The organism is Rahnella rivi, from assembly GCF_019049655.1.
Taxonomy (GTDB): domain Bacteria; phylum Pseudomonadota; class Gammaproteobacteria; order Enterobacterales; family Enterobacteriaceae; genus Rahnella; species Rahnella rivi.
The window spans coordinates 12,932-29,120 of the sequence record NZ_JAFMOX010000033.1; the positions used below are offsets into that span (position 1 = coordinate 12,932).

Annotated in this window: 15 protein-coding genes and 4 pseudogenes; 10 read left to right on the forward strand and 9 right to left on the reverse strand. The window is 46.2% G+C overall.

Going from position 1 to position 16,189, the window contains the following annotated elements:
- Positions 1-157: 157 nt before the first annotated feature.
- Positions 158-385, reverse strand: a complete 228-nt coding sequence (locus J1779_RS25690; protein ID WP_338019843.1) for a hypothetical protein — start codon at positions 383-385, stop codon at positions 158-160.
- 211 nt (positions 386-596) lie between these two features.
- On the opposite strand from J1779_RS25690, the gene J1779_RS00590 reads away from it, so the two are divergent.
- The 3 genes from J1779_RS00590 to J1779_RS00600 all read left to right on the forward strand — a co-directional run bounded on the left by J1779_RS00590 (position 597) and on the right by J1779_RS00600 (position 3,994).
- The gene (locus J1779_RS00590) at positions 597-1,703 is read left to right on the forward strand and encodes a ParA family protein (protein ID WP_217202576.1); all 1,107 of its coding nucleotides are present in this window, start codon (positions 597-599) and stop codon (positions 1,701-1,703) included.
- Positions 1,704-1,705: 2 nt separating this feature from the next.
- Positions 1,706-2,584 carry an SIR2 family protein gene (locus tag J1779_RS00595; protein WP_217202577.1) on the forward strand — a complete coding sequence of 293 codons (879 nt, stop codon included), beginning with the start codon at positions 1,706-1,708 and terminating at the stop codon, positions 2,582-2,584.
- A 369-nt stretch (positions 2,585-2,953) separates the two neighbouring features.
- Positions 2,954-3,994, forward strand: coding sequence for a tyrosine-type recombinase/integrase (locus J1779_RS00600; RefSeq protein ID WP_217202587.1), 1,041 nt, complete (start codon positions 2,954-2,956; stop codon positions 3,992-3,994).
- Between the two features lie 84 nt (positions 3,995-4,078).
- Here the strand turns inward: J1779_RS00600 and J1779_RS00605 are convergent, their stop codons facing one another.
- Together J1779_RS00605 and J1779_RS00610 are read right to left on the reverse strand one after the other, a co-directional pair.
- On the reverse strand, positions 4,079-5,416 hold the full coding sequence (locus J1779_RS00605) for a type II toxin-antitoxin system HipA family toxin (protein ID WP_217202578.1): 1,338 nt from the start codon (positions 5,414-5,416) through the stop codon (positions 4,079-4,081).
- On the reverse strand, positions 5,413-5,676 hold the full coding sequence (locus J1779_RS00610) for a helix-turn-helix transcriptional regulator (protein WP_217202579.1): 264 nt from the start codon (positions 5,674-5,676) through the stop codon (positions 5,413-5,415). Before J1779_RS00610 ends, J1779_RS00605 begins: the two co-directional genes overlap by 4 nt.
- Positions 5,677-6,304: 628 nt before the next feature.
- Here J1779_RS00610 and J1779_RS00615 point away from each other — a divergent pair.
- Positions 6,305-6,922, forward strand: coding sequence for a hypothetical protein (locus J1779_RS00615; protein WP_217202580.1), 618 nt, complete (start codon positions 6,305-6,307; stop codon positions 6,920-6,922).
- A gap of 2 nt (positions 6,923-6,924) precedes the next feature.
- Here J1779_RS00615 and J1779_RS00620 read toward each other — a convergent pair.
- A pseudogene (locus J1779_RS00620) lies at positions 6,925-7,324 on the reverse strand (integrase core domain-containing protein); the annotation flags it as partial.
- A 5-nt stretch (positions 7,325-7,329) separates the two neighbouring features.
- On the opposite strand from J1779_RS00620, the pseudogene J1779_RS00625 reads away from it, so the two are divergent.
- Positions 7,330-7,598: pseudogene (locus J1779_RS00625) on the forward strand (GNAT family N-acetyltransferase); the annotation flags it as partial.
- 58 nt (positions 7,599-7,656) lie between these two features.
- Here J1779_RS00625 and J1779_RS25760 read toward each other — a convergent pair.
- From J1779_RS25760 to J1779_RS25445, 4 genes and pseudogenes are all read right to left on the reverse strand, one after another.
- A pseudogene (locus J1779_RS25760) lies at positions 7,657-7,808 on the reverse strand (IS3 family transposase); the annotation flags it as partial.
- Positions 7,809-8,094: 286 nt separating this feature from the next.
- Positions 8,095-10,335: a KAP family P-loop NTPase fold protein gene (locus tag J1779_RS00630; protein WP_217202581.1), complete on the reverse strand. Its 2,241-nt coding sequence runs from the start codon at positions 10,333-10,335 to the stop codon at positions 8,095-8,097.
- Position 10,336: 1 nt separating this feature from the next.
- Positions 10,337-11,107: a transcriptional regulator gene (locus tag J1779_RS00635; RefSeq protein ID WP_238484998.1), complete on the reverse strand. Its 771-nt coding sequence runs from the start codon at positions 11,105-11,107 to the stop codon at positions 10,337-10,339.
- Positions 11,092-11,283, reverse strand: a complete 192-nt coding sequence (locus J1779_RS25445) for a hypothetical protein (protein ID WP_238484999.1) — start codon at positions 11,281-11,283, stop codon at positions 11,092-11,094. Before J1779_RS25445 ends, J1779_RS00635 begins: the two co-directional genes overlap by 16 nt.
- 534 nt (positions 11,284-11,817) lie before the next feature.
- Between J1779_RS25445 and J1779_RS00640 the strand changes: the two genes are divergently transcribed.
- The 5 genes and pseudogenes from J1779_RS00640 to J1779_RS00660 all read left to right on the forward strand — a co-directional run.
- On the forward strand, positions 11,818-12,189 hold the full coding sequence (locus J1779_RS00640) for a hypothetical protein (protein WP_217202582.1): 372 nt from the start codon (positions 11,818-11,820) through the stop codon (positions 12,187-12,189).
- 2 nt (positions 12,190-12,191) lie between these two features.
- Positions 12,192-12,665 (forward strand): hypothetical protein, encoded by a 474-nt coding sequence (locus J1779_RS00645; protein WP_238485000.1) that lies wholly within the window; start codon positions 12,192-12,194, stop codon positions 12,663-12,665.
- A 199-nt stretch (positions 12,666-12,864) separates the two neighbouring features.
- Positions 12,865-13,641, forward strand: a complete 777-nt coding sequence (locus tag J1779_RS00650; RefSeq protein ID WP_217202583.1) for a tyrosine-type recombinase/integrase — start codon at positions 12,865-12,867, stop codon at positions 13,639-13,641.
- A gap of 66 nt (positions 13,642-13,707) precedes the next feature.
- Positions 13,708-14,589 carry a hypothetical protein gene (locus tag J1779_RS00655; protein WP_217202584.1) on the forward strand — a complete coding sequence of 294 codons (882 nt, stop codon included), beginning with the start codon at positions 13,708-13,710 and terminating at the stop codon, positions 14,587-14,589.
- A 154-nt stretch (positions 14,590-14,743) separates the two neighbouring features.
- Positions 14,744-14,947 (forward strand): annotated as a pseudogene (locus J1779_RS00660) (recombinase family protein); the annotation flags it as partial.
- Positions 14,948-15,157: 210 nt separating this feature from the next.
- On the opposite strand, the gene J1779_RS00665 reads toward J1779_RS00660, so the two are convergent.
- Complete coding sequence (locus J1779_RS00665; protein ID WP_217202585.1) at positions 15,158-15,964, reverse strand: hypothetical protein; 807 nt, start codon at positions 15,962-15,964, stop codon at positions 15,158-15,160.
- Between the last annotated feature and the right edge of the window lie 225 nt (positions 15,965-16,189).

The following is a 16,189-nucleotide window of genomic DNA, read 5'->3' on the forward strand; positions in this document are numbered from 1 at the left end:
ATGATGTCAGATCGCGCACTCACGATCCTAAAATATCTTAATTCAACTTATCTGCCTCTTTCTCAGTCCTTTCGTCACCACGTTGCACGGCAACGCTACGTGAATTCTGATACCCACCGTTCAACGACAGCAGCAGAATTTGCGTAGGTAACTTGTATCAGGTTGACTGCTTAAGAGCTTCAACGATATTCCACACATCTAGGCTGCCCTGCGCGCCTGAGACAGCCAACTCTTCATGACTTGGCGAAAACCGGACAAGAATGCCATTACGGCGCAGGAATAAAGCAGATGAAACAAATGAAGCAAATGCGGTTCTCTTATTTGCATCATTGAAACAATGCCCCCGCGCTATAGGAGGAAGATATGCAGCAACTAGAAAGTATATATCATCTCGCCTTCATACATGTGGCGGTTCAGAATAGATTTACTCCGAGAGATTAAAGTTATCTCAAGTAGTTATAATGCCCTTTTAGGCATTTCATTTAGCATTGTGAGTTTTCATTTCTTTAATAAAGAAATGATTGTGAACTTCTGGAAAATAATATATAAAAGTTAGATTGTAGCTTTAACTACATCATAGTGTATAAGGATGAATAATGACTACTGCTAGTAAAAAAAGAAAAGTTGTAGAAGAGTTAACAACCGAAGATAAATCCCTGCGTGAAAGCATAAATGGCACAATAACAACTTGCTTTTTCAACAATAAAGGGGGTGTAGGTAAAACCACATTAGTTGCAAATTTAGGCGCTGAACTTGCACTAAACTTTAAGTCTAAAGTTCTTATCGTAGATGCAGATCCACAGTGTAACTTGACTCAGTATGTTTTATCTGATGATGAAACTAATAGTTTATATGCGTCAGACAATCCAGAAAGCATATTTACAGTTATAAGGCCTCTCTCTCTTGGAAAAGGATATGAAAACGCACTTCCCATAAGAACTATAGAAAAATTTGGATTCGACCTCATTGTTGGCGACCCAAGGCTTGCACTTCAAGAAGATCTTTTAGCTGGAGATTGGCGTGATGCGAAAGGTGGTGGGATGCGTGGCATCAGAACAACATTTGTGTTTGCAGAATTGGTGAAGAAAGCTAAAGAGATGAATTATGATTTTGTATTCTTCGATATGGGGCCATCTTTGGGCGCCATAAATAGAGCTGTCCTCTTGGCAATGGAGTATTTTGTCGTTCCTATGTCCGTCGATGTATTCTCTTTGTGGGCCATTAAAAATATTGGTTCGACGGTTTCTGTATGGAAAAAAGAACTTGATACCGGTATAAAACTTTCAGAAGAACCAACAGAATTATCTCTATTATCTCCTCAAGGGAAACTTAAATTTTTAGGCTATGTTACACAACAGCATAGAGAAAGATATGGATATGACACTATTCATGATGAGAACTCCGATGAAGAAATTAAGACAAAACGGAGAGTAAAAGCTTATGAAGAAATCGGAGAAATTTTCCCTGAAAAAGTTAACGAACATTTACTCTCGCTCTATGCATCAGATACTCTTGCACCTCATCTAGGCGATATTAGGCATCTAGGAAGTTTAGCCCCAAGATCTCAGTCTCAGCATGTACCTATGATTTCTGTTTCTGGAACAGGAAACTATACGAGATTGAGAAAAAGTGCTCGAGAACTTTACCGAGCTATAGCTAGACGTTACTTAGAAAATATTATTGAAGCTCAAAAAGAGAATTAATAATGGCAAAGATAAATGATGATTTGATAAAAGATCTTGCCATGAAAAAAGTCGTTTTGTTCCTAGGTTCTGGTGTATCTTCAAGCGTCGATTTGGATGAGAAGGACCGTTTCAAAGGTTGGAATGATTTCTTGATAGACGCGGCTCAGGATAGAGAGGAGCCTCTCAAAAGCCAAGTTAATGAGCTAATTACTAGTCGAGACTACTTGTTAGCTTGCGAATTACTTCAGTCTAATTATGCAGAAAGTTGGGAGAAAAAAGTTTCAGATGAATACGGCAGAGCTGCTTCACCGTCTGATCTTCATAAGGCTCTTATTTCTCTAAAACAACGAATCGTTATTACTACTAATTTTGATAAACTCATCGAAGATGCATGGTCAAATTCATTATCAAATGGTGAAAGACACTTTAAAGTGTTAGCTGGAATAAATAATGATTCCTTTAAAGTTTTAAAAGATCATGATACATCTTATATAATTAAAATACATGGTTCTATTGATGATTTTAGCAAAGTGGTTTTTTCTCGCTCTCAATATATAAAACTGGCTTTCGGTAACGATAGTTATACCTCCTTCATCGATTCATTGCTATTAAATTATACCTTTTTATACGTTGGGTTTTCTATGGACGACCCTGCAATATTAGGTATCATGGAAATGTATGCTTTAAGATATTCAAATGCTAGGCCTCATTATATTTTCACTCCTAAAGGAGTGCCAGAAAACATTCAAAAGATACACAGAGAACTTAGAAAATTAATTGTCATACCATATTCCTCTGAAAATAAGCATTCCGAGTTGACAGAGTTGATAAAGCAAATGTCACTCGATGCTGAAGTTAAGAAAAAGGAATATATTGCCAACTTTATGTCTAAAATATAAAAGATTTTGTGTTTTTTGTTTTAAAGTACTTTCTAAATGATTTTTTTATAAAAATATATTTCTCTGTTATACGGTTCTTGCCGTTATTAAATATTTTCTAATTATTTATATCACTCACTCACTCACTCACTCACTCACTCAATTGGCGAGTGAGTTTTGAAATATCTAACTTTATATAATGGGACTTATATAAAGTTAGCTATTCGCTACAGTAGCTGATAATCTATCCAGTAGTTATAGGAGCAGGTGATTTTTCGCAGATGACCTTGCAGGTTTTGCTACGTGAAATCTGCAAGGGAAATCCCCTGCATCTTTCTCAGAATCGACGTAGCGTTGTCAGTGACCGGGAGTTCGCTTTTTAAGCTATATATGGGCAAATTGTCACCAATCAACCAGACACTACCTGCTATCCAGGCTGAAGAGGATGTTCTGGCGAGGCTTAAGGAATTTGTTCAAGACAAAGAGGCGTTTTCACCCAATACCTGGCGACAACTGATGAGTGTTATGCGGATCTGCCACAGATGGTCGATTGAAAATAGCCGCTCGTTTTTGCCCATGCTTCCGGCCGACCTTCGCGATTATCTGAACTGGCTGCAAGAGAGCGGTCGCGCTTCTTCAACGATTGCGACGCATGGATCATTGATTTCAATGTTACACCGTAACGCTGGCCTAATCCCCCCTAATACTTCACCGCTGGTTTTCCGCGCAGTGAAGAAAATAAATCGTGTTGCAGTTGTCACGGGTGAACGTACTGGCCAGGCCGTACCCTTTCGTCTTGAAGATCTGCTTGAGCTTGATGCGCTCTGGTCTGACTCGATATCGCTTCGCCATAAACGTGATTTGGCATTTCTGCATGTGGCTTACAGCACGCTGCTGCGTATCAGTGAATTAGCCCGTCTCCGTGTTCGTGATATCTCCCGGGCAACAGATGGCAGGATCATCCTTAATGTGAGTTACACCAAAACTATTGTTCAAACTGGTGGCCTGATCAAGTCCTTAAGTTCGCAGTCCTCCCGCCGGCTAACTGAGTGGATGTCGGTGTCTGGTATAAATGCTGAACCTGACGCCTTCCTTTTTTGTCCGGTGCACCGCTCTGGGAGTGCAACTCTTTCAGTCACCCGTTCGCTGAGCACGCCGGCGATAGAATTTATTTTTACTCGGGCCTGGCGTACTGTTCGAGCAGCTGAAACTATTAACCCAAATAAAGGACGCTACAGGACCTGGACTGGTCACAGTGCCCGCGTGGGAGCTGCGCAGGATATGGCTGGGCGTGGTTATGCTGTCGCTCAGATTATGCAGGAAGGAACCTGGAAAAAGCCTGAAACATTAATGCGTTATATCCGTAATCTTCAGGCACATGAAGGGGCGATGATTGATATCATGGAAAAAAGTCATAGAAGTGAAAAATAATTAAATATTAATTCATAAAAAATAAGTATGAATTATGATTATAAACTATCAAGTTGTCCCCCTCCTGAGTTGCTCTGTTAATCATTAACTCTTTTTACGCCCTCCCAATAATTCTGACCGTCCATAGCTAACTTTATCTTCTGCGTGTTTTCTGATGCCTGAAAACCCTTCTTCATCAAGTAATGCTTCGATTGGTCCAATTACTTGTACTGATTTGGTGTGCTGCAATGAATTGATCCCCTCGTTCCATGCATGGAGCATATGCTTTGTAATGTCTCTCCATTGCGGTTCATTCTTGGAAGCCTCAACCATCTCCTTTCCAACCTCAACTGCAGATTCTGAAAGTACGTCGACCATTTCTGCAAACCTGCGCGGCGAAATCCCCAACCTGGCATTAAAAAATCGTTCCAAGGTCTTACGCGCATGCCACGTTTGCCTTCCTTCAATTGACAGTGCTGGTGGGTTATGTGAAAAACGTGGGTAGGCCTGCGTAGTTACTAAGTCATACACTGGCGTATATTTCACATCTGACAAAGTCGTGTAATAGAGGGCAATATTCTTTGAATGACAGTCCGCGTTGCGAACAATGAAATTCGTCAAAATTAACCATCCCAGACCTTCCAACTGCGCACGTACTGCCGTACCCGGTAAGTACACGCGGGTCGCGTTTAACACCTTTTCCATCGTTGTCGCATATTTCTCATGCGGTGGCATCCCCAACAATCCACATGCATCTTCTAAACCGGAAACAGGATTACCTATTTCATCAACGTCGAATCGTTCAACAAGGAGTACTTTGCCATCATCAGACATGATGCTACGAGCCACGGGAGTGACCCTAAGCCGTTCTAACACTCTCATTGTGTGGAATTCATTGAAGCCGAGATAAGGTGTTGTGTCGTCTGAGCCCTTAATAATGAACTGTCTGGTTTTGAGAGTGGGTTTGCCCAGTGGTATCTCTTCTTTGCCGGCAGGAGCAAGAAATTTAGGTACAACACCTGATACTGCAGCTCTCGCATAACGCCTTACCAAAGCTGCAAAGTGGTCGGCTGTATTATTGCCTTTCAGCAGGTCGTTAATTTGCAGAAGATCCGGTTCTTCTCCGGGAGCTATACCTTCTGGCGTAATGGTTACCCGGCCTACTCCTGAAGAGCCTATAACCGCTAAAAGCGATAAATCTGTTCCATCGAGCAGTGGACCAAATTCTTCACGAATGACTCCGAGAAGGTAACCCTCAGGCAGATTCTGTCTGAAAAAGGGATGCAAATCCCGTGGCCAACGCCATGCTGCTTCACGAACAGGCATCGACAGGCTGATAAATTCGTTACTCTTAGTTTCTGGCAAGTATTGAAGCACATACTCATCTCGATCCCGGAATAATATCGCGACGTTCTTACCCAGTACTTGCACATCTAACTTCATGATGCTTCCCCATTACGCTGTTCCAGGAGAATGTCATCCAAGGTCCGGACATGCCCTATTTTGACAGCACGCAAGTCATAGCCCGCTGCCTCTAAAAGACGGACAAGAATCGACACACTCATATCGCCTTTGGCAAGTGTCTCCATTCGCACAACGGTCACACGTGAAACGCCCGCTTTCTCAGCCAACTCAGCCTGCGACAAGCCAGCCTCATGCCTAGTTGATTTAAGCAGTTCAGCAACATCATAGAGAGTGGTCATATGCATCTCCTGGGATACTAAAAGCGTAGTATAAAGCAAAAATGTATCCCATGGGATTCATTACACGACTTTAAGACTACAAATCAAGCTTTGGCTGCAGTTGAAATCATTTATGAAATTTACGAATAAGGAATGGAAGTATCCTTTGGGATACTTAAAAGTGAACGATGTTGTTAATGTATCCCATGAGATACATTAATGAAAATTGGATAAAAGTGACCTGCTCTATGTTAATTACCACTCTGTGACGTACCCACCGTTCGCTCATGGCTCAAAAATGAGTTGTTGGTGGGAAGTGGGCGAGAAACAGATACTCGCACGGCATTACTTTCATCAAGGTAATTGGGAGCAGGTCACAGGCACGACACCGCACATGTTAAACCCACGATTCTCACTTTGGGCTGTTGTCAGTGATTTCGGCTCAGACTACCTGAAGCACCTCCTTATCCGGCGTAACATGGTCTCGCGGCCGTTCGTTGGAAAAACATTTCTTCATGGGGGCCCCTCATGCTATTGATGAATGCAGGACTAACAGCGAGGAGTGTTGCTGAACGAAGAGTAGGTCTGGCCTAAATTATTCAAAACTACTGCCGATGATAGTCAATCAGAATATCAAAAGGAGATGTTTATGAATTATCTTGTCGTCATTCTTCCCATTTTAATTTCAGTCCTGACCTATTTGCAGACGCTTAGAAAGGACAACTCTGGGCTTGTCTCTGAGTTGTCTAAAGAACTTGCGTTACGAACCCCTAACCCTTACATCATAGAATGTTTAGTCAGTAAAATTCATTCAATGCGCCCCATTTCCTACAAGCATATCAGGAAAATACTAGCATCCAACAATGCATATCCATCTCTTTTATACATCGCAAAATGCCGTCGGCTGCTTTGTTTAGCAGAACCGGTCATTAACGGAAATACTGTGAGTTTTGATTTCACGCATCCTTTTAATAAAAAGGTTTTTCGTATTATGATCATGGTGTTATTTATCTGTATTATTGTATTCATGTATTACGAATTCATTCGGATGCTCAATGCTGCAATTGATGTATATTATCAGATTCAATCTTTAGCAGTGGCATTTGAATGGAAAAAACCTGAGCTACGTTTTATATTAGTTGCCTACTCATCTGCAGTGATCGCTACTCTTATTATTTATTTTCTTTTTGCCAGGCTGTTTATCAACATTTTCCAGGCTAAAAAAATGATTATTATGGCTAACGAGGTGCTGCACCAATCAGCTTAATATTAGCAATGTCCATTTCTGGTACCAAATAAGCAGTGGGCTTGGTGCCTGATGACCTCTTCCCAATATCGGTGCCAGGATAAATCAGAGATCCTGGCTGTTTGGAGGCTTCGGATAAATTCTGCCGGAGTCTGGCAATTTAACAAGGAATGTGGCCGGTACTAGTTATATTCCTGCCGCCAGTGCTCGATCTTCTCCTGAGCATCTTTCAGTGACAGAAACCCGTGTACGTTCAGATATTCATCACGCGGGCTGCCATTAAATGAATCAACTAGGGCGTTATGTGTGGGCTCCCCGGGGGCGTGAGAAGTCCATCTTTACCCGGTTTTCATACGTCCAGCGATCCAGCGTTTTCGAAATAAATTCGCTGCCGTTGTCCGTCTGTAGCCGCTGTGGTACACGCTGCTGTGCCTAGCGTCACGTTAGGTAGGTTGGCCATGGATAAATCTCTGCACAACCAGGGTTATGGTTCTACCTTAGTTGCACATTCGATGAAAGTTGTTTTCCAGGCCTCCGTTGCCGTTGGGATTCATGGACTTTTTGTTGAAGCGCTCAGTGACAAAGCTGAAAATTTTATCTCGATATGGGACTTATTGCTTTAGATGGCACGAATGAGCACGCCCTCTTCTACCCGATCAAAGCGATAGAAACCTTGTTTGTTCGAGAGCGAGAATGACCCGATTTGCCATTAGTAGTTTCCGAGAGGCTATCTACCAGACAATTACCTTGATGATGCCATACAAGGCAGCAATTGTGGCGACGCTCCTTGCCCCAACGGAACCATGGCTGTCAAGCACTTGGCTTCGTAATAAAGCCCGTCTGCCGTCTGCAAGTATTTGTAGCTGCTGCGATGAACCCAGAGAGAGCCCATTGAATAACGCGCCCTACCCTCGGTATACCTAAAAGACACTAAAATCATCAATTTTAATGCTTCTAGCAGGTAAGTTTATTTCCATCTACTGGAACTAATGAGAGGTCATAGGAACGGTAGGAGGGGAGAATATGCAATATAGAGTGGAAGAAGCGCTACGTATTATGAACGGGTATATTGCGGACCTAAAGGAGCTGAACCCTGCATCGTTTGGCACAGGGTGGATAACCGAACCCGCCACCGGCTGAAAGAGCAGGGTGTGGTGACCGGTTGGTAATAAAAAACCATCCGGCCAAGGGCATTAAAATCGAGCGTGCGCCTGGGAAGCCCTGATTTCCGTTATGATTTCTGGATATTTCCCCCCAGCCTCTATGCGAGCAAGCCGTTGTTCAATCACCTCCTCGTCGCCGAGAAATTCACTCAGGCCGGAGAGGTCAAGACTCAGATAACGACCTGTGGCACTGCTGATGCCACGACCTCTTAAGCGCAAAAGCAGTTGCAATAGCCCCTCATCGGTTTGAATGACCCCTTCAGCCCACGTCCTGACGCGTTCGACGTTATCGATATCTCTCCAGGCATAAAGATATGACAGTAGGTCGTTCGTTTCTAAAAGAAGGGTCGAAATTTCATCCTGGTTCAGCCGTTCAGCAAGCCTTGGCAACACTGCTCCCAGTTCTTCGTTTAACAACACCCGCTCATCTATCGACGCTGGCCGGTCGCCGACCAGCCCGTTTCGCCACATAAGATGCCGCACATACCTTGCAATCCATGACCAGGCGTTCCCCTCGACACAGATATCCTGGAGGAAGGTGATTGTAGCTGCCCTGTTTACCTCACACATTCTTTGTATTAACCGGTCGACAACGCCGTCTATATCGAGGTCATACGCCGCAAACCAGACGTTGAGTTGCTGAAAGCGCTGTATAACCGTATCGCCGTAGTTGAAGAAAAATCTGATCAAACCTTCACAGGCTGCCGCACTTTGCGCGGCCACCATCGCCGGAGAAAGCTGGCTGAGAATGTGTTCGAACCAAGTGCGGGAGGACACATTGTTGCTGTTAATTCTTTCCAGTAGCAATTCCGACATAGCCCCCTGGCATGTAAGATCCTCTGCCTGACGGAACAGGTCATCAAAAAACGCCGGAGGTAGCACATTCTGAGGGGAGGAAAAGGCGAAGTAGTAACGCCAGTAGGCACCACTGCCAAGGCGCTTACTCGCCGTCATCTCGGCGCGCTCCTGATCCCCTATGGGAGAAAAAAGCGTCATATTTTCTACGTTAGAGCCTAAAATTCCGGGCACCCAGCCATTTAGATAAAAAGGCTTGCGTGCCGTTGAAGGTGGGAAATGGCTCAGGTGTTCTATCAACTTCTTTTTCAACTCCGTCTTCTCTTCATCACCGACGCTACCGTCGCGTGATTCCACAACGGCACGCTCCGTCAGATATTGTTCTATCCAGTCATACAGGCCAGCGTTACTGATACGAATAAGCTGCAGCAGACACAAATCGGGCAGGTAGACGTAATCGCGCACTCCGCTGTAGCGAAATCTCAGTATATTAAGAACAAGTTTCACTTCACGCGGCGTGGACAGTGCGGCACCGTAGATATCCGTCACCTGGGAAAGGTCGTTCAGCAAGCCTTCACCGGCACCGTTGCCGTTAACCTCCTGATAGAGGGCCGCGACGCTGCTGATAAATTCCCGCCGCAGGCTGAAGGCTTCTGGGCGCGGCAAATTGAATGAAATCTGCACGATTTTTTGCAGGTAAGCGGCGCCGTCCGTCACCCCCAGACCTGTCTGAATGGCATGGGCCAGCACCGATTTGTCGTATGACAGGACGTAGCGAAAGCGGGGGAAATCCGCCACGGATTCGACCAGGCGAACGACCTCTACGGCCTGAGCGGGTTCCTGACGGTCCAGGTCGTCCATTACGACGATAAAACTCAGATCCAGCGCGATAATTTTCTCGCCAATCTCGGTGCGCAGCTCGGCGGTTGTCTTTCTGTTCGTCAGAAACTCCGCGTCTGAGTAAGCCTTCAGTGCCCCGGTAGCGTTGGGCATGCCGGGTACCAGCGCGGCCATCTCGGCCACGGGTCCCAGGTGGCGGGCGGTCGACTGGCTGTAGCGCAATACTTTAGACGCCGTATCTGTCAGCGTTTTTTTTCGCTTCAGGCGTTTGAGGGCCCGGGCCGATAACGCGCGCTTCTCTTCTTCCGCAATAATGGCCGCGACCGGCAACAGCAGGGATTCTATGGGGCTCATGCTCCCACCATCGAGCCAGGGTGACACGGACAGCACAAAGGTTCGCTCAGGTAGCCCGACCTCGAGGGAGAGACGCAATAAATTGAGCAGGCTGGTTTTACCTGTGCCCCAGGCGCCCTCAAGGCCGATCACGGCGCTGCCGTCCCGGCCTAACCCCTCGATGACAAGTGCCAGCTGCTTCGCGACGTGGGTAAACCCATACCGGTCTTCGGCGGGACTCTGCACGGCGGCATCGAGGCCTGCGCTGAGAAGTTCGCCGTCTCCTGTCTGTTCATCTGTCATGCTAAAGATCTCCGTACAGCGTGCGCAGGGTTTCCACGGAGTCGGCCAGGGCGCCCGTTTCCAACCGTTCCGTCAGCTCCCGGACCAGTTCGCCGAATGCCTCTGCCGGCACAAACACCCGCAGCGCATCAAAACACAGGATCGCGTCCTGATGCGCAGTCCCCGGCAGGGCCAGGCTGATATGGGCACCTTCGCTGTAGCGGCGCACCGCCTCGGGCATGGTGCGATAGACGTTCAGCAGGCGGTAAAGCTCCGCGAACTCCCTCCAGCCGAACGGCATAACAAAGTTGCTGCCGGTCAGAACCAGATACAGGCGCGGCACCTCATCACCAACGGCGGCAGGTAAGTCGCCGCGCTGGCCGTCGATCCGGATGTCGAACCGCAGGTCACCGGCGGTGAAGGTTTCGCTCATTTCACGCACCGACGGGCGCACCTCCCGGATAAAGGTTTCGCGCTGCGCGAAGGTCCACTCCCGGGTGCGCATCACCAGCGGAAAGATCTGCTGCAGGCGCGCCGGCGTGAAGACGCGGGCCAGCACCTCGTCAGGATAATCATTCAGTGAAAAGCAGCCAGACGCCAGCGGCCGCATCAGATATTCCGCATAGCCGGGATCGACGGCGCGGCTCATTTCACGCATAAAGCGCGCGGCCTCTTCCTGCCAGTTTTCCGTCGCAAACTCAAAGGTGCGCTTAATGTAGTAGCCGTCTACCGGCAGGCCCTGCTCTGCCTGCCAGACCAGCAGCTCAAAGCTGATGTTCAGCAGCGTTTCCAATACTGGCCACCTGACAAATTCCTTTGCGCCGGCGTCGCGGTAGGCCTGGTTTGCAGTGAGACGTCGAGAAAGCGCTCGGCCAGGGCGTTGACCGAGGTCTTTTCCGTGACAGCACGGTTTTTCAGCGATTCGATAAGTTTTTTGGGAAAGCGCAGGGTCAGTTGGCTGAGCGTCATTTTTTTCCTGTCAGGAATATTTTGAGTGTGAGGTTAAAATCATTAAACGCCTTCACTGTTCACACTGTAAAAACAATATTCAATTTAATGTCATTAAATGACATAGCTACCACTATTCTTTCATTTTCTCGTGGAAGATCCGCTTTCTGGAATTACCGGATCTCCGCACAGAGGGCGGCGGCTTTTTGCGCAATATTCGCCTATGTGGGAAATATTTATTTTTAAAACGCTATATAATGTATAGCTTAGGGTTTTCAGTGCGGGCGTAAGACGCCTGAACGCGGCTGGGCGGCGTGGATCACCCGTGCTACACTTCCGAAAACGGCCTGTGGGGAATAACTCGGAACTGTAAAGTAGGTGCCGTCACTAATTGCGTTACGTGAAAATTATCAGGCTATTTTTCAGTGTGGTGGCAGTAAGTTAGGTGACTATATCTTGGCTTATTATCTCCCCTTCATTTATCAGACCTGAATACCATCACTGAACGTCACCTTTCTCAATGTTTACCGGCACAATGGCCAAAGGAAGAAAAGCATGTTTGCATCGATCACCGGAAAAGAAGGGTTCGGCTATCAGTTTGAAAAAATCCGCAACGCGGTCGCGCATAGGAATGAAAGTAACGTGCATGCGGCCACCCAGCTTGGGCTTGATATCCTGGAGCAGAAGTACGCGGAGTTTGGGCAGGAAATGGACGCGGCCGGCGAGCTCGCGGACTGGGCGTATGACCTGGCCACCTACCGCCACGCCATAGAGGTACTGCGCGGCTATTTTACCGGCAACTCGCGTGGGTTGACCGAGCGCGATGCCCGCATCTATTACCACTACCTGGAAACCGAGCATGAGCAGTTCTGCGCGATCGCGCAGGAAATTGTTGCTGAAAAAAATCACGAGAACGGGGCGGGCTGAATATGCCCAAATCACCAAAGCAACCGTTGTTTACCTATGCCAAAGACTGGCACAACAACGCCTGTATCAACGGCTTCCACCCCGAGCACTGGGCCTATTCGGAAGGGTACAGGCAGGCGGCCGAGTTGCTGATTGCGCACGTCGACACCACCGGCAGCGACCAGGATACGCTGGTGTACCCGATTGTGTTTCTGTACCGACACCACGTTGAGCTGATGCTGAAAAAAATCATCAGCACGGCCCTTGATCTGGTCGCACTCCCGGAACGTTATAAACAGAAAACGGACAATCACAACCTCAATACGCTCTGGCCAATGGCCCGATCGCTGGTTATTGACATTGATAACACCTTTCCTAAGGATAATTACGCGACCCTCGACGCCGTGGTTAACGCCTTTATTGAGTCAGATGCACGGGCCACGGCATTCCGTTATGCGCAGAACCGGACCGGAGAACCCAGCCTGGCGGGAATGTAGTACATCAATACGCGGCACTTTGGTGAGATGATGGGCAAGGCCTCCTGTGAGCTGGACTGCATGGATTCGCACCTGTTGTATCTGCGCGGTCTGCAGAATGAACAGCGAGCCGATTGGGGGTGTTAACCCTGAGGAATACGCCGCTTAGGCCGTTGTTGACCCACGGCTGACGACACTAAAAATACCGGGTATGAATGATATGACGATGCTTATCCCACAGGATTTTAACTCACAGTCTTTGCCACAGACCGTCTCAATAGACTACTCCGCCGCGCTGGCCCTGCGCCGCATGGCTCAGACCCACGGTGATATGCCGGAGTATCTGCTGGCCGTGGAGGTCAGCGCATTGCTGCACTACCTGCCTGATTTGTACCAGCAGACCTGCATCGATACGCTATGGAACACTGGCGCGCGCATTAACGAAGGGCTGGCCCTGACGCGGGCGGATTTTTCCCTGACCCCGCCTTACCCCTACGTGTCGCTGGCCACGCTCAAACAGCGGCAGGAAAAGGCCGCGCGCGGCCCGGGCGCGCCGTCGAAAAAGACGATCCCTCACCGGCTGGTCCCACTGTCAGATAACCATTATCTCAACCGGCTCAACAGCATGATCGCCACGCTGCGCATTCCGCTTGAGCGTAAAAACAAGCGCACCGGCCGCATGGCGCCGGCGCGGATCTGGGAGGTGACGGATCGCACGGTGCGCACCTGGCTTAACGACGCGGTGGCCCGCGCAGCCGGTGACGGCGTCACGTTCTCCGTACCGGTTACGCCGCACACGCTGCGGCACAGCTACGCCATGCACATGCTGTACTCGGGCGTGCCGCTGAAGGTACTGCAGGGGCTGATGGGGCACAAAAGCATGAAGTCGACCGAGGTGTATACGCGGATATTTGCGCTGGACGTGGCGGCCCGCCACCGGGTGCAGTTCTCCATGCCCGGCGCCGACGCGGTGGCCATGCTTAGACAGACATCTTGATGAAGAAACTTGAGCACCGTTTAAATCAGCTAACAGTAAAGCATTGTTTTTCAGTGGAGAAGAAGGATGAAATTTTCTTACCGACACGGTTTTGATCCAGACTATAAAAATGAACCGATACGCGAGGATGCCCCAACTTGGCTGAAATCGATGTTCTTTGCTTCCATTCTCGACAAACTGATTTACGTGGATGGCGACAGCAGGGTTCAAAACACTGAGAACCGCCCGCTAGGGATTAAAAGCCTGATAGAAAGTCTTTGTGCCCAAAATGGACAGGAAACAGATCAGCAAGATTTGGACTCATTTTATTGCCACGAGGCACTCAAAGGCATAATTCAATATCTACCGTGGTATCAATTTTATGATGCGGTTGAGATTATCGGCCAACAACTGAAGGAGAGCGAGGTAAAACGCCCCTTCTCGTGGGGGCAGAAGGCCTATGAGGAACTAAGTTTTGCTTCTTACCGCCAAAAAGTGAATGACCTATTTTCTACGCATAAGATTGAATGGAAACTCAGTGAGTCATCCAGCTTAGAGACTCCACTTCCCAGCGATCTTGAGCTTAAGATAAACCAAGCTGACGCTTCTCTTCAGGACCGATTTGAACCAGCCAGAAAACATTACGCTAAGGCTCGTTACTTTGCGTTGGGTTCGCATAAAGATCCGGAGAATTCGATTAAAGAATCTATCAGTGCCGTAGAGAGCGTATGCCGGACGTACTATCCGTCCGCTTCAACGTTGGGGGATGCGCTAAAACACATGAGAAAGGATAGTGTGATCTCACCGCTTCTTATTACGGTCATAGAAAAGTTTTACGCCTATACAAATGCAGAACCCGCTGTTAGACACGGCAGCGATAAGGCGTCTTCAGTACTCGAATATGATGCTGAGCTGGCACTGCATATATCATCGGCATTCATCAGAACCATTATTCAGAGAAAGAAATAGACAGCGCTACGTTAATTCTGGATAGGTATTTACCTCCAACATTTCACAGAATTAAAGCAGCCCAATTTTCTGTCTCGTATACCCCAGAGTCACCACCAAAATATGACTCATTTCTGCATTGGATCATCACCTAAGTGGCATTAAAGGTTAGAAAATGTACATTCATGGATATCTCCGGGCATCAACAAAAGAACAGGATGCTCTTCGGGCAAAAAAAAGAATGAAGACGTTCGTTGAGGAGAAAGGTTTTCGGCTGGCGAGCTGGTATACCGAAAATGTCTCAGGGGCTTCGCTTCAGCGTCCCGAACTTTTGCGCCTACTCGATGATGCCGCTCCGGGTAACATTATTCTCATCGAACTATTACTTTTCTATTTTCATTCAATTCCTGCCACTCATATCTAATACAAAAAATCTAACGGCTCTTCATCTTTTCCATGCATTTCAAAATGAACTTTGTATTCATGGCTATTTCAAATTTTTTTCAAAAATAATACAGTCTCAACATGCTACTTTGATAAAAATCAGTACATGCATTCAATTAAAAAACAAATCAATGATGAACTATTTTTATGTAGATTTTTGGCCGAACTCTTCTAATAGATTCCGAGCTTGATCCTTCAAAGGCTCAGGTATTAAAATACTTTTTGAATTAATTATCATTTTTAGTGACTTAAAATTATCATTTTTCTTAAAGATACTTTGCATTTTTTTTGCTTTTTTTCTTGCAGTCATTTCTTTCCAACTGACATTTTCAGATAGCATAATCTGAATTATTTCGTTTACATCTATATTAAGGGCATAGTGCTGGTAATACTTTACAAATGTTTTTTTACCAACAACCCTGAGATCTCGGATAGTACTTTCAAATATCTTACTGTCGTCCGTAACATCACAATTTGAATGTTCACACAGTAACAACTTAACGTCAACTACATTGGGATCACACACTAACTTTGTATCGACCCTAATTGCATATGCTTTTTGCAAATGATTATAAACACCTAATTTGTAAATTACTCCACTAGGAATAATTACTGCTGACTGGATGCTTAAGTCTTTGTGATAAATAACAGCGATTGTCTCATCAATATTTTTCAATAGTTTCTCAGATATTACTCCAAGCATAGTCGAATTATTATTCAGCAAGTTCCTCTTTGCTATTATCATAACCTTACGACCATCAGAGGTTTTTAAATCATAGCCTTCAGAGTTGGAGGAAATCGGCTTCATGTTCATTTTATTATTTACTAACCAATTCGTGTAATCGTGTAGCGGATTATTCCTTATTTTTAGAATATTTCTTCGCTCCAACTCATCTAAGGAAAGTTGGTTAATCTGCAATAGTTCGAAAGCAGTTAAATCTTGTAAGTTCATGTGGTTCTCAATGCACCGTTTTTTCTTGAAAAAATCTTTTATATCAATTATTACATGATATTTTTAGAATTTCCTATATTTTTGTGGAAATTCGTTCAAATCAAACTGGCGAATTTCTCTACATAAAACCGCAAAATCATGAACAATTAATCTACTAGGAATTGGATTATATGCCTCACTCCTGAAATAAATTCAAGCCTTTGATTTATATGGATTATTAATCAT

Bases quoted from the DNA above. Each gene is read 5' to 3' on its own strand.
- J1779_RS00590 (WP_217202576.1), top strand. From the start codon at position 597: ATGACTACTGCTAGTAAAAAAAGAAAAGTTGTAGAAGAGTTAACAACC.
- J1779_RS00595 (WP_217202577.1), top strand. From the start codon at position 1,706: ATGGCAAAGATAAATGATGATTTGATAAAAGATCTTGCCATGAAAAAA.
- J1779_RS00600 (WP_217202587.1), top strand. From the start codon at position 2,954: ATGGGCAAATTGTCACCAATCAACCAGACACTACCTGCTATCCAGGCT.
- J1779_RS00605 (WP_217202578.1), bottom strand. From the start codon at position 5,416: ATGAAGTTAGATGTGCAAGTACTGGGTAAGAACGTCGCGATATTATTC.
- J1779_RS00610 (WP_217202579.1), bottom strand. From the start codon at position 5,676: ATGACCACTCTCTATGATGTTGCTGAACTGCTTAAATCAACTAGGCAT.
- J1779_RS00615 (WP_217202580.1), top strand. From the start codon at position 6,305: ATGAATTATCTTGTCGTCATTCTTCCCATTTTAATTTCAGTCCTGACC.
- J1779_RS00630 (WP_217202581.1), bottom strand. From the start codon at position 10,335: ATGACAGATGAACAGACAGGAGACGGCGAACTTCTCAGCGCAGGCCTC.
- J1779_RS25445 (WP_238484999.1), bottom strand. From the start codon at position 11,283: ATGACGCTCAGCCAACTGACCCTGCGCTTTCCCAAAAAACTTATCGAA.
- J1779_RS00640 (WP_217202582.1), top strand. From the start codon at position 11,818: ATGTTTGCATCGATCACCGGAAAAGAAGGGTTCGGCTATCAGTTTGAA.
- J1779_RS00645 (WP_238485000.1), top strand. From the start codon at position 12,192: ATGCCCAAATCACCAAAGCAACCGTTGTTTACCTATGCCAAAGACTGG.
- J1779_RS00650 (WP_217202583.1), top strand. From the start codon at position 12,865: ATGACGATGCTTATCCCACAGGATTTTAACTCACAGTCTTTGCCACAG.
- J1779_RS00655 (WP_217202584.1), top strand. From the start codon at position 13,708: ATGAAATTTTCTTACCGACACGGTTTTGATCCAGACTATAAAAATGAA.
- J1779_RS00665 (WP_217202585.1), bottom strand. From the start codon at position 15,964: ATGAACTTACAAGATTTAACTGCTTTCGAACTATTGCAGATTAACCAA.